Source organism: Nostoc sp. UIC 10630 (assembly GCF_010747425.1).
GTDB lineage: Bacteria > Cyanobacteriota > Cyanobacteriia > Cyanobacteriales > Nostocaceae > Nostoc.
Genome location: NZ_JAAGOG010000026.1, coordinates 29611 through 43587 on the forward strand (window position 1 = coordinate 29611; position 13977 = coordinate 43587).

Consider the following 13977-nt stretch of genomic DNA (forward strand, 5'->3'; position numbering starts at 1 on the left):
TTAAATAACTTCTCAAAGCTTGCTGATTCGACTATTTACCAAGCTGGAAGCCATTAGAAAGTCAAAAGGAGTAAATGTGATTAACGCCATACAGATTAACGAAAACTTAACGACAACAGGACAAGTTATACCAAAACAGCTTGAGCAAGCTATCCAAGAAGGTTTTAAGTCCGTTCTAAATTTGCGATCGCCTGATGAGCTAGGATTTTCCAAGGATGAGCAAAAAGTAGCTGAAGCATTAGGGCTGCATTATAAGAATGTTCCACTCAAGGTAGATTTAAAAAACTTGAATGAAGAGGCCATTACCAAAATCCTCACAACACTCGAAGAAATTCCTAAACCAGCAGTTGTGCATTGTGCAGCCGGAATGCGCTCGACTGGAATTGCACTCTTAAGTATCGCTATCCAGGAAGGATTAACACCAGAAGAAACCTTAGCAAGAGCTAAGAATCTGGGTTTTGGATTCTTTGAACACGCTGGCGTGAGTCCCCGACTAAGGCAATTATTTGTGGACTACGTTAACAAACACGCCAAATTAGCTGTGCCTACTTGCTGAAACAGATGTACTAAATAATAGGATATTGATAACTTAGCATTAGTTCAGGTGCGGCTTTTGACCAAGATGATAGCGGTGGTACTTTTACTCAGGTACAATTCGCGCAACTCAGCAGTGGATTATCACTAAGCGCAACTAATTTTTTTGTTGTCTAATTTGTAATATCAAATCCGAATTCGGTTCAATTAACGCATAGATAGCTCATTTAAGTAATTTCCGCTAGGATCTTTCACTTTTGTAAGTAGCCCTCAACCTACCAGTCTGAGGGCATAATTTTGACTTATCCAAGAGATACCCATTAACTTTGTATTAGACTAGAATGTAGGCTGTGCCAAGATTTATGATTCATCTGGGTACACAACGTATGATAAAAATCTTTTTTCTTATTTATCAGTAACTTATTTCGATTTTCAAGATATAAATACGTAATTATTATAAGATTTTTATACTAAATATAAACAGTAAAAAAATGCTATTCCAAGTAGTGACACTCAACTAAACAAACACTATAGTGATTAGATTAATCAACTGTATTGTGTCAGTAAGTTAGCCAAAAAGTCCTTTTCAGCCTGTCAAAAGGCTGGTCAAAGTCAAAAGTTGTGTTTCTCAATCGCGACATAAACTATACCGAAAGTGTCAACTCTTGGTATAGTTTATGTGCATTAAAACAGCAAGCCTCTGAAAAGTCAATTTAGGTCAATAGAAGTTATGGCAAATATTAATGGTACTGATGCTAATGATGTCATTATGATCAGTACAACTAACAATAATAGCCTCTCTGGAGGAGATGGTAATTACATCTTATATAGTGGTGAAGGAGATAATAGCCTAGACGGTGGCTTGGGGAACGATCAACTTTATGCTTCCTATACCACTGGCAACAACACCCTTAAGGGGGGATCTGGAGGTGATTATTTTAATATTAACAATTCTTCTGGGAAAAATTTTTTAGACGGTGGCTCTGAGAATGATGCATTTTCTGCTTCCTATACCACTGGCAACAACACCCTTAATGGGGGAGAAGGAAGTGATTATCTATACATTTATCATTCTTCTGGAAATAACCTTTTAAGGGGTGGCTCTGAGGACGATCGACTTTATGCTTCTAACACCAGTGGCGACAACACCCTTAAGGGAGGAACTGGGGATGATGTGTTGGATATTTCTTCCTCTTCTGGAAATAACCTTTTAGACGGTGGCTTGGGGAACGATCAACTTTATGCTTACAGTGCTACTGGCAACAACACCCTTAAAGGAGGGAGTGACAACGACTCATTCCATTTGAGCGCCCCATCTGTTACCCCTGATGTTTTAGTGACTCAAACGGTAGATGGAGGTACGGGCGACGACTATTTGTCTATCGATTATGGCAGTTTTACTACTGAGGGAATCACCTCAACTTTCGATACAGTCACTAACCAAGGTTCAATTACAGCTGGGACGTATCAAGTTAGCTATAAGAATATTGAACAATTAGATATTTCTGGTACAGCTAACACTGACACTATTCTAGGCAGTGATGGTAACGATTTCCTTTTCGGAAATGATGGCAACGATCTACTGGCTGGAGGGAGAGGCAATGATTATCTATTTGGAGGAGAGGGCACTGATACATTTGCCTTCAATAATTATAATGAAGGTGTTGATAGTCTTTATGACTTCGACCCGATTGCTGAAGTTATTCAGGTATCCTCTGCTGGTTTCGGCGGATCTTTAGTAACAGGCGCACTCTCGACTAGTGAGTTTACCATCGGTTCAGCCGCGACAACAGACGCTCAACGATTTATCTACGACAATGGTACAGGTGCGCTGTTCTTTGACCAAGATGGTAGCGGTGGCGCGTTTACTCAGGTACAATTCGCGCAACTCAGCGATGGATTGTCACTAAGTGCAACTAATTTTGTTGTTGTTTAATTTTACGAAGTCAAAGCGATCGCCCCATAGAACCTTGTGGTTAAAAATTTTTAGTTGAAGGGTGTAAAGGATGCGATCGCCTTTTTTGGATTAATGAACATTTGTTATAAAAGTTTCTCGATAATTCCTGAGATGGTAAATATTTCAAACCTGCCACACAGATCGTTGTGATGGTAAAACTTCTCTCTAGGACTTATCCCGCCTCAATGACTCCAGAAGAAATCCATAAGGCAGTATTAGACTCAGAAAAAATAGCTTAACACCACCCTCACCTCATAAATTGTTAACACCCTTGCTGCTAGACATAACGAAAGTGATACACTACATCCATGCTAGGGGTGCCTACATAACCAGGCTGAGATCACACCCTTAACACCTGAGTCTGGGTAATACCAGCGGAGGGAAGCTGTTTATTGAGGAATCATAATATGCGGACAGAATGGGTTGCTAAACGGCGTGGGCAGAGTAATGTATCTCAAATGCACTACGCGCGCCAAGGTGTTATCACCGAAGAAATGCACTACGTCGCCCAACGGGAAAATCTCCCTGCCGATCTAATTCGTGATGAAGTGGCGCGGGGACGAATGATTATCCCGGCTAATATAAATCACACTAACTTAGAGCCGATGGCTATTGGCATCGCCTCTAAATGTAAGGTAAATGCTAATATTGGCGCTTCCCCCAACTCTTCTAATCTTCAGGAAGAAGTTGATAAGCTGAATCTGGCGGTGAAGTACGGTGCTGATACCGTGATGGATTTGTCCACAGGCGGCGGTAATTTGGATGAAATTCGTACCGCCATCATCAAGGCTTCACCTGTTCCTATTGGTACAGTGCCGGTTTACCAAGCTTTAGAAAGTGTCCACGGCACAATCGAAAATCTGACTGCTGATGATTTTCTCCATATCATCGAAAAGCACGCCCAGCAGGGGGTAGATTATCAAACTATCCACGCTGGGATTTTGATTGAGCATTTGCCCTTGGTGAGAAACCGCATCACCGGTATTGTCTCTCGTGGTGGCGGTATTTTGGCGCGGTGGATGCTACATCACCACAAACAAAACCCACTTTATACCCACTTCCAAGACATTATTGAGATTTTCAAAAGGTACGATGTCTCCTTCAGTTTAGGAGATTCTCTACGTCCCGGCTGCACTCATGATGCCTCAGATGAAGCACAATTAGCTGAATTGAAAACCCTGGGACAGCTAACTCGCAAAGCTTGGGAAGATGATGTCCAGGTGATGGTAGAAGGGCCTGGACACGTTCCAATGGATCAAATTGAGTTTAACGTCCGTAAGCAGATGGAAGAGTGTTCTGAAGCACCTTTCTATGTGTTGGGGCCATTGGTGACAGACATTGCTCCCGGTTATGACCATATTACTTCAGCCATTGGAGCAGCGATGGCTGGATGGTACGGTACTGCAATGCTGTGCTATGTAACACCCAAAGAACATTTAGGTCTACCAAATGCCGAAGATGTGCGGAATGGGTTGATTGCCTATAAAATAGCGGCTCATGCGGCTGATATTGCTAGACATCGCCCTGGTGCAAGGGATAGAGACGATGAGCTTTCTAAAGCGCGTTACAACTTCGATTGGAACCGTCAGTTTGAATTATCACTCGATCCAGAAAGAGCTAAGGAATATCACGATGAAACTTTGCCAGCAGATATCTATAAAACTGCTGAGTTTTGTTCGATGTGTGGACCTAAGTTCTGTCCGATGCAAACTAAGGTTGATGCTGATGCGCTGACAGAATTAGAGAAGTTCTTGGCGAAAGAGCCTGTGACTCACGGCTAACAGATTGTCTTGTGTCGTTACAATAGTTTTTCATCCACAAAACTAGACGTGCTTTGGGGCAATTCATGAATTGCCCCTACCTAAAAACTAGGGTTTCGGCTCTTGTGTGCAAACTTCCGAGTAAAAAGGTTCAACTGCCGAGTAAAAAGGCTCAACTGCCGAGTAAAAAGGCTCAACTTCCGAGCAAAAAGGTTCAACTTCCGAGCAAAAAGGTTCAACTTCCGAGCAAAAAGGTTCAACTTCCGAGTAAAAAGGTTCAACTTCCGAGTAAAAAGGTTCAACTTCTGAGCAAAAAGGTTCAACTGCCAAGTTCAAAGTTAGTAATGAATACAAAAATCACCTTGATAGGGCTAAGAATTGGGTGGGTATTTTCTAAGGTAATTTAAATTATGCGATCGCAAATACATGAAGCAAAGAATGCTCTGCCGATTGTGATTCTCGGAGGTGGTTTTGCAGGATTGTTTACAGCAATCGATCTCAGAGATTTACAGAGTTCCGTCCGATATAATTAGTAATTAGCTGTATATTCAATCCAAATATTGTGAGATTTCTTTTTCCCAGTGATTACTTCAATGCAAAGAAAGCCGATTCAGCATACTTGGAGCAAGTTGCTTGTATGCAAAATGCTGGATTGGCAACTTCCGTTATATCTTTGGAGTCGCTGGGATCTGGTTCATCAAAGATTATCCCAGTCCCTACTCCTGATTCAAAAGTGGTATATCGGGGTTGGATGCTTTCGCCCGGAGATTATGAGTTATTAGTTAGTGTTGTAGAGAGTACAGGGGCAAGTGTCTTAACTTCTAAGGACGAGTATCTAGCCACACATTATCTGATCAACTGGTATCCACTGATTGCTGATTTAACTCCAGAGACTAAATTTTATTCCGTCGATGATGATTTAGAAAGTGAGTTGAATCGACTTGGCTGGAATGGATTTTTTATCAAAGATTATGTTAAGTCTCTCAAAACCTCAGTTGGTTCGATGATTGATAAACCTTCAGAAATTAAAACAGTAATTGCCCAAATGCAGACATTTCGGGGCAGCATTGAGGGAGGTATTTGTGTGCGGCGGATTGAAGATTTTGTGTCTGAAACCGAGAGGCGTTACTTTGTCGTATATGGTAAACCTTTTGCCGCTTTACTAGATGAAGAAATTCCAGAGATTGTTTCTGAGTGTGCCAAGCGCATTAAAAGTCAGTTTTTCTCTGTAGATGTAATAGAGCGTATAGATGGTACTAAGCGGATCGTAGAAATTGGTGATGGCCAGGTATCAGATATTATTGGATGGACGGCTGAACGTTTTACTCAACTGTGGGTAGTGTGATCATTGAACCTTTGCGATCGCTATGCGTTTACAGCAATTTTCATGTATTTGAACCACATCTGTTTAAGGGCACAGCATTGCTATGCCCTTACTGTGCGCTCTATTGACTTGAAAATAGCTGTAACTCAAGGGTGTTGGCTTAAAATCCAATTTCAATGGTCAAGCTGCGAATCTTTCCGGTATCTGTGGTAGCTTTATCTGCAACTTCCAGAGTCCAGGTTCCTTGGGGACTTTTACCTTTAAAGGCAGCAAGTTTTGGGGTGTTTACCTCGTCATAAGTTGTTTTGATATTATCTGTAGCTCCGCCCTGGCGATCGTGCAGAATGATGGGAAGTATGCCTATCTGCACTGGGGGAAGGAGAGTAACTACAAGATCGCCAATGTAAGTATGCTCGATGTCTACATTAACTTTGATGGATTTCATCAGGCTGGTATTAGCGATCGCCAACGACAATGTTGATGTTTGCAAATCGTTAATTGGGATATCTTGTACTGCCTTGAATATGCTAATGGGCGATGTTTGCGCCGGCTTGGCCAATTCTACAGCTTTGAGAGCATTGATTCGACCATAACCGTAGAAGGGGCTGCGACCATTGGCATCATATTTACCTCCAGCTTGATCAATGCGATCGCAAGAGCGTCTAATAATATCTCGTACTTCGTCCCAACGCAGATTTGGATTTCTGGCAATAATCAATGCTGCTACACCAGCCGCACCAGGACAAGCACTAGAAGTTCCGCCGAATTCGTTTGTGTAGTTACCTCCGGCATCACCCAAATTTACATTACCGGAATTATAACCAAGTACACCAACGCGATCGGTTGTCCAAATTCCAGGGGTTTGAGAACTATCACCATTGTTACTGGGAAAGGCACACCACACCGCTTGACCAAAGTCACTGTAAGCGCTTCTTGTACCAAAGTCGTTACAAGCTGCGATCGCAATTACCTTTTGGTAGCTGGCGTAGCCATCGTTATCCACACTTTCGTTACCATTGCCAGCCGCGAATAAAATTACACATCCCTTGCCGTTACGTCCTTTATTGATTGCAAAGTCCATAGCCAGTCTTGTGGAGTCAGGCAAAGGTACTTTTTGCTTGTGTAGAGGATCGTTTGGCTCAAACCAAGTCCCATCTGCTGGACCCCAACTACAAGAAATCACATCAGCACCATTTTGAGCCGCCCAAATAAAAGCATCTGCTTCATCCTGTGAACCCAACGACGAAGCTAAACGAATCGGCATCAGTTTTGCGCCTGGTGCTACGCCTGATGCACCAAATTTCCCGTTGCCACAAGCTACTCCTGCACAAGCTGTCCCGTGATTATTGTCGTTTCCCGGTCTGGGATTGTCATTTTTACGTGTGACATCGCGCGGGGCAACAATCTTTCCAGAGGAACGGAATTCTTCATGATCGAGATCCACACCGTCATCGATAATTGCAATAATTGCTCCTGTGCCATCGCTTAATTTCCAAGCTGCTTCAACGTTGGCATGGGCGTTAATTACCTTACCGTTAATTGTTGTTTGCTTTAAGTGCCACTGCTGCGGGAAAACCTGACGTTGGCGTGATTCACGCACTAGTTCAGGATGGCACAGTTCGACTGATTCCTCATTCAGAAGTCTCTCAGCGATGTCAAAGATAGCTATACCAGTATTTGTAGGTGCATTGACAAAATAAGCATTTCGCGCATATTCAAGTTGGCGTTTAATTGTTAAGCCGTAACGTCCCAATATCTCTTGGCAGACCCTTGATTCTTCTTCATTATCGAATTTAACAAAGAGGTTTTCGGTGTAAATTATCGGTTGGCTGGAGGCTGGATCGATCAAGACACGTCCGGCAAATTGGACTTGAGACTCTTGGTTGAGAATTTCACGGGCGCGATCGCGCAAAGCGACACCCTGAGTCGGAACTTTCGCGCGCAAAATTTCTACACCCGCTTGCCGAAACCGCGTTGTTAACTCGAATTGATTGAGGATGCTACGAGCTGTGGGTGACACAGGTGCGACTTCAAACGGTCTTGCACCAATTAGAGTACTGCGGCTTTCGGTACGCACTACAACGTGTTCTTCACTGATAGCAAGTTCATACTGTTGACCGTTCTGTCCACCATAGCGAACCTGAACCATAGCTTAATCTCCTGGGATATTTGTCTTGAAAATTGGGCATTGGGAAATCGTATTATGCACTACTTTTAAAGCTTGCTATACGCAGCGTGCGTTTATGGATGGTTTTTATTTCATGTGTTATATGTGTATTACGACATTAAAAAGATCCAGCTGCAACAGAATTTAATCTCTCTAAAGTTCATACAAGCCTTCAATTCGTCTTTCCAGAAAAGAAGAATTCAAAGTCAAGCTGTTTTACGAATCTTCACTATCACTAGGGATATATAGCTTGCATCCCGATATAAAGATTTGTATTCCATACCACTGAAAACGCTATAACATGATTAGAACTTGAGAAAGATGTTTTATTTTCCGGCTGAGTATTTTCTACAGGTGTACTCTTTACCCCTGATTCCTGAAGTGAGATTTCAAAACGATTATTTTTCTGAGTATCCTGAACAAATTCGGGTTGGCAGCGATCGCACTGCTATATCTTATACTCGTAAGTCTGGGTACTATGCAATACATTATAATAATCAACCCAAGACGGTAGCACCAGGAGCAATTTTACAACTTAACGATGGTGCGATGTCTCCGATGGGCTACGCCTACGCAGTTTTTCCAGGCGAACCCAATCAATCAGAGCAGGGTAAACTGAGTCCAGTTTACACAATAGAACCCAATGGTTCCCTAGCAGTACCAACTGGACTGGTTTTCATCCGCTTTGCTGAAGGCATTGATATAAAGTCTCAGCACGAGGCAATTAATCGAGCGGGTTACGAAGTAGTAGAAAGCCTTGACTATGCACCTCACGCCGCTTGGTTGCGTGCCCAATCAGGTAATATTGCAGATGCGATCGCAAAAATTCCTCAGCTAGAAGCGATACCAAAAGTTGAGAATATCGAACCTCAGATGCTTATGGAAAGAAGTTTGAGACTAGAACATTAATAATTCGAAATGAGTCACACTAAGAGGTTGTTTGAACAGTGTTTCGCTGTGACTTTAGGTCTTTGAGATCCCCCCTAACCCCCCTTTTTAAGGGGGGAAACGGAATTAAAGTCCCCCTTTTTAAGGGGGATTTAGGGGGATCTAAAACTTTTGTTACCAAGACGAGAACTTTTCAAACAACCTCTAAGGAATAGCGATGGCGTACCCGCGCTTCTTTGCGGGGCGTAGCTCATCGCATCTAATGCTGTAGTTCACAAATTTTATTTGCTGGGGATTTTGGTGTTTTGCATAAATAACCCAGAGAAGAGCGATAAGTACTATGAGAGCAAACAAAAAATTAACTCTTAAGTTTTAATAATTTATCAAAGTGACGGGAGGAATCAAATATAATTAGCAATTTCTCAGGTATTAAAATTTTATGCTTTTACTATTTAGTTATTTCTATTTAATAGCAGTTACTGGTAGATAAAATTAACATTTTTTATCAATGAATTTGATAGTATTATTTGCTGCAAATATGTACCAAAATTTAAGTCTTGGCTGTAATAATTCTTATTCATAGTCAGATTTAATTACTCATGTTAATTAACCGTGTATATGTACAGAAATAATATTTACCTTTAATCGCTGCTATGAACAGAGCTACCACAGTCTGATAAAGAAACAGGGTTAGGTTTTATAACAAAAATTTTCAGATTACAGACATAATTTTATGACAGCAAGACTAATATTTGACCCTTGGATTAGCTGCCCTCAGCTGAATCCTAAGGCCCAGCTTCGCCTATTCTGTTTTCCATGTGCGGGGGGTACAACTTCAACATATAGTACATGGACAAACAAATTACCAAAGGATGTAGAGGTTTACTTAGTTCAACTTCCTGGAAGAGGCCGTCGATTGCAAGAACCTTCCTATACCAATTTTTTAACTCTTATTCAAACTTTGGCATCAAAAATTAGACCGTATCTGAATATGCCATTTGCTTTTTTTGGTCATAGCATGGGTGCAATGCTTGGCTTTGAGATAACGCGTCTACTCCGTCAAGAATATAATCTTAGCCCTGTTCATTTATTTGCTGCTTGTTGCCCTGCTCCCCAAAAACCAATTCTCAAACCGTTTATTCACAAAATGCCTGAAGCTAAATTCCTGGCGGAACTTTGCGATCGTTACAATGCAATTCCCAAGGAAATTTTGCAGAATGAACAAATGTTGCAACTTTTCTTGCCTTGTCTACGAGCGGACTTTACGATACTAGAGACATACATTTACAAAAGTGAAATGCCACTCGAATGCCCAATCTCTGTATTTGGAGGTTTGCAGGATAAAGCAATTAAGGTTGATGCTTTAGAAGCTTGGCGTGAGCAGACTAGTAGCTACTTCAACCTGCAAATGTTTCCTGGAGATCATTTCTTTTTGCATAATTCTCAATCACTCTTTTTGCAGTCATTATCCCAACATTTAAATTACCTAGTAGCTATCAACAACAATTAATAATTTCAGATACAAATCTATACTTTACTAAGCAGCTAAATCTATTTAAATAAACTGCTAAAAATACTTTTATTGCAAAAAAGCTATTTCTATTTTGCGTAGCTATTTTGCAATAACAAGATTGCTTGCATCGTATTTATACCATGCACTCAAACCACGTAATTTATCAATTATCCTCAAGTTTTATGACAGAATTGATCTCGACAAAATCAAATTCCCCGTTTTCTACTGGATTACCAGCTTTGTATAGCATAGCTTTTTTGTCTGGTATTTCTATAGGGCTATTTAATCCCTTTATCTCAACATTAATGGCGCAACATCAAGTTGATGATTTATGGATAGGAGCAAATTCTACAGTGTATTTTCTAGTCATAGCTTTGGGAACACCGTTCGTAGTAAAAGTATTACCCAAGTTGGGGCTTCGTAAAACTATGATGCTTGGCTTGACAATGATGGGTATTAGCGCTCCTTTGTTCACTATGACTACATCAATGCCTTTGTGGTTTATTATACGTGCTGTTATGGGCATTGCTTGTTGTTTATATCTAGTCAGTGGAAACACTGCATTGAATCACTTTTGTCATGAAGGTAATCGAGCGATCGTCAATGGTTTGAATGCTCTAGCTTTTACTTTTGGATTTGGTATTGGCCCAGTAATTGGTTCTGCTTTGTATAATGTTTCACCAAAACTGTCATTTTTGTTGGGTAGTGCTTTAATTTTTAGCGGCGTAATTGTGGTATGGATAGCTCTACCAGATAAAGCAGTTGTTTTTCAACAATCTTCACGTTCCGGAATTTTCAACAAGCTGAAACTTCCTCTTCAGGGCGCATTTGCCTATGGTTTTGCCGAATCAACGCTAGTTTCTTTATATCCTGTTTATCTGCTACGACAAAATTACAATATAGAGCAGATCGGCTATACCTTTGCTGTATTTGTAGTTGGCGGCTTGCTCTCTACTGTTCCAGTTACTCACATAGCAGACAAATTCGGCAGACTCAAAGTTCTTTTTATGAGCGTGTCTATCGTAATATTGTCGTTTTTATCTCTTTCATTGATTCAAGACTCCACTGCTACCCAGATATTTGCATTTATTGCTGGAGCTAGTATCAGTCCGATTTTTCCCTTAGCAATGGCATTAATTGGAGCAAAACTTTCTAGAAATGAACTATCTTCTGGAAGTGCTTTGTTCACAGCTATATATAGTTTCGGATGTACTGCTGGGCCTATTGCTTCATCCTTAGCCATCAAAGTTTTTGGTGATGGTTACATATTTAGCTTGACAATAATCATCTTTGCCGTGTTTTTGTTTTATGTAGGCAGACAGAATAAAAAATTTCCGTTCCGAATTGCTTAACTCGTTAATATCACTGGTGAAGAGGAAAGATTCACTGGTGCTAATGACATATTATCCCTTGCCGGAAGCGTCATAATTGATCTATAACCAAATGTTCCTGAGCCAACTCAGATTATAGTGAATGGCACTTTCGCTTTCGGATATGGCTTGATTTGATTGAGCTATGTTGTTAGGCATTTTCGAGTAAGAAAATATCTAAATATTTAAAATCTGTGAAAAGCTCATATAGCAGTATTTTCACGGGTTTTAAATTTTTGTGCTGTTTACACCGTGCTGTATTAGTCTTATAGAGACCGAAATAGACGAAACATATTCCACATAAGGCTTTTAATATATGCGATCGCAGGTGAGTAAAATAAATAAAGTCAAATTTATGGAATAGTTGCATAAATCTTTTACTTACTCCAGTTAAATATATAACAGTTCAATTACAGAACAAACGATGACAAGTTTTATTCTCTCATGTTGTAATTTCAAAACACAACAAACGAAATCTCTGTCATCAATATATGAGCAAACAAATTGAAACAAATGGCTAATGTTTTTGGTTAATTATTACGTGAACTTCTCCAAAAATTATTCTCGAAAGTTTCAATTATGGAGAATGACTGCTTCGTTAAAACACTGATGCCAGCTAAATATCAATTTGTATTTGCTGAAATATTATGTCAAATACTCTCAGCAAAAAACAAAAGTTAAGTTAATTGCAATACCTACTACAAGTTAAACATAATCTCTGTATGAAGACACTATCTCAAGCACAAAGCAAAACCTTATCTCAACAATCTTCTTTCACTGGAAATTCCTCTACCAATGTAATTATTGGTAATCAGAAACTCACAATCAATGATGTTGCAAGGGTAGCACGCAATGGCGCATTAGTGTCTTTAACTGATAACGCAGACGTTTTGCAGAATATTCACGCATCTTGTGATTACATTAATAATGCTGTTGAATCTGGGGAGCCAATTTACGGAGTAACATCTGGCTTTGGTGGTATGGCCAATGTTGCCATATCCCGTGAACAAGCATCTGAACTCCAAACCAACTTAGTTTGGTTCCTAAAAACAGGTGCAGGTAACAAATTACCCTTGGCGGATGTGCGTGCAGCTATGCTCTTGCGTGCAAACTCTCACATGCACGGTGCATCTGGCATCAGGCTGGAACTTATCAAGCGCATGGAAACTTTTCTCAACGCTGGTGTTACACCGTATGTGTATGAGTTTGGCTCAATTGGTGCAAGTGGTGATTTAGTGCCACTATCCTACATTACTGGTTCACTGATAGGCTTAGATCCCAGTTTTAAGGTTGACTTCAACGGTAAAGAGATGGATGCACCGACAGCCCTAAGTCAGCTGAATTTGTCACCCCTGACATTGTTACCGAAGGAAGGCTTGGCGATGATGAACGGCACTTCAGTAATGACAGGTATTGCGGCAAACTGCGTCTACGATACTCAAATTTTAACTGCGATCGCTATGGGCGTTCACGCTCTAGATATCCAAGCTTTAAACGGAACCAATCAATCATTCCATCCATTTATCCATAATTCCAAACCACATCCTGGTCAATTATGGGCAGCAGATCAGATGATTTCTTTGCTAGCAAATTCCCAGTTAGTCCGTGATGAGTTAGATGGTAAACACGATTATCGTGATCACGAATTAATTCAGGATCGTTACTCACTGCGATGCCTTCCCCAGTATTTGGGGCCCATTGTTGATGGGATTTCCCAGATTGCCAAACAAATTGAAATCGAAATCAACTCAGTGACCGATAACCCACTGATTGATGTGAATAACCAAGCTAGCTATCATGGAGGCAATTTTCTCGGACAGTACGTGGGTGTGGGAATGGATCACCTGCGTTACTACATTGGGCTAATGGCTAAACATTTGGATGTGCAAATTGCCCTCCTCGCCTCACCGGAGTTTAGCAATGGACTACCACCATCTTTACTTGGCAACCGAGAACGTAAAGTCAATATGGGACTAAAAGGTCTGCAAATATGCGGTAACTCAATTATGCCACTGTTGACCTTCTATGGAAATTCCATCGCCGATCGCTTTCCTACCCATGCGGAACAATTTAATCAGAACATCAACAGTCAAGGATACACTTCAGCGACTCTAGCCCGCCGTTCTGTCGATATATTCCAGAATTATATGGCGATCGCTCTCATGTTTGGAGTCCAAGCTGTTGACCTCCGCACATATAAAAAGACTGGTCATTACGATGCACGCGTCTGTCTATCACCTGCAACTGAGCGGTTGTATTCAGCAGTCCGCCAAGTAGTTGGACAAAAACCAACTTCAGATCGCCCATATATTTGGAATGATAATGAGCAAGGTCTGGATGAGCATATTGCCCGGATTTCTGCTGATATCGCGGCTGGTGGTTTGATTGTAAAAGCAGTTCAAGATATCTATTAACAGTTATTAGCCAATCGTGAACAGTCGGCAGTTAATTTAACTGTTGACTG

At 40.9% G+C, this 13977-nt stretch carries 11 protein-coding genes and 1 riboswitch; of the genes, 9 read left to right on the top strand and 2 right to left on the bottom strand.

The features are described 5' to 3' along the window. The first annotated feature begins 76 nt into the window (after positions 1-76). The 3 genes from G1O98_RS09580 (at position 77) to thiC (ending at position 4272) form a co-directional block, all read left to right on the top strand. The gene (locus G1O98_RS09580; RefSeq protein WP_012410063.1) at positions 77-556 is read left to right on the top strand and encodes a sulfur transferase domain-containing protein; all 480 of its coding nucleotides are present in this window, start codon (positions 77-79) and stop codon (positions 554-556) included. A 708-nt stretch (positions 557-1264) separates the two neighbouring features. Beyond that, a complete protein-coding gene (locus tag G1O98_RS09585; RefSeq protein WP_163928584.1) occupies positions 1265-2470 on the top strand; it encodes a calcium-binding protein in 1206 nt (401 codons plus the stop codon). Positions 2471-2794: 324 nt separating this feature from the next. Next, positions 2795-2891, top strand: a riboswitch (TPP riboswitch). Positions 2892-2898: 7 nt separating this feature from the next. Beyond that, positions 2899-4272, top strand: a complete 1374-nt coding sequence (gene thiC, locus G1O98_RS09590; protein ID WP_163928585.1) for a phosphomethylpyrimidine synthase — start codon at positions 2899-2901, stop codon at positions 4270-4272. An 87-nt stretch (positions 4273-4359) separates the two neighbouring features. Here thiC and G1O98_RS09595 read toward each other — a convergent pair whose 3' ends face one another. Further along, entirely contained in the window at positions 4360-4605 is a 246-nt protein-coding gene (locus G1O98_RS09595) for a hypothetical protein (protein WP_163928586.1), read from the bottom strand. A gap of 56 nt (positions 4606-4661) precedes the next feature. Between G1O98_RS09595 and G1O98_RS40665 the strand changes: the two genes are divergently transcribed. Beyond that, positions 4662-4784, top strand: a complete 123-nt coding sequence (locus G1O98_RS40665; protein ID WP_275941769.1) for a hypothetical protein — start codon at positions 4662-4664, stop codon at positions 4782-4784. 29 nt (positions 4785-4813) lie between these two features. Then, a complete protein-coding gene (locus G1O98_RS39250) occupies positions 4814-5596 on the top strand; it encodes an ATP-grasp domain-containing protein (protein WP_163928587.1) in 783 nt (260 codons plus the stop codon). A gap of 139 nt (positions 5597-5735) precedes the next feature. Here G1O98_RS39250 and G1O98_RS09605 read toward each other — a convergent pair whose 3' ends face one another. Then, positions 5736-7724, bottom strand: coding sequence for a S8 family serine peptidase (locus G1O98_RS09605; RefSeq protein ID WP_163928588.1), 1989 nt, complete (start codon positions 7722-7724; stop codon positions 5736-5738). A gap of 339 nt (positions 7725-8063) precedes the next feature. Between G1O98_RS09605 and G1O98_RS09610 the strand changes: the two genes are divergently transcribed. The 4 genes from G1O98_RS09610 to G1O98_RS09625 all read left to right on the top strand — a co-directional run bounded on the left by G1O98_RS09610 (position 8064) and on the right by G1O98_RS09625 (position 13927). Then, positions 8064-8651, top strand: a complete 588-nt coding sequence (locus tag G1O98_RS09610; protein WP_163928589.1) for a hypothetical protein — start codon at positions 8064-8066, stop codon at positions 8649-8651. Between the two features lie 712 nt (positions 8652-9363). Continuing rightward, positions 9364-10140: a thioesterase II family protein gene (locus tag G1O98_RS09615; protein ID WP_163928590.1), complete on the top strand. Its 777-nt coding sequence runs from the start codon at positions 9364-9366 to the stop codon at positions 10138-10140. A gap of 185 nt (positions 10141-10325) precedes the next feature. Next, entirely contained in the window at positions 10326-11495 is a 1170-nt protein-coding gene (locus G1O98_RS09620; RefSeq protein WP_163928591.1) for an MFS transporter, read from the top strand. A gap of 740 nt (positions 11496-12235) precedes the next feature. Continuing rightward, positions 12236-13927, top strand: a complete 1692-nt coding sequence (locus G1O98_RS09625; RefSeq protein WP_163928592.1) for an aromatic amino acid ammonia-lyase — start codon at positions 12236-12238, stop codon at positions 13925-13927. Positions 13928-13977 lie beyond the last annotated feature (50 nt).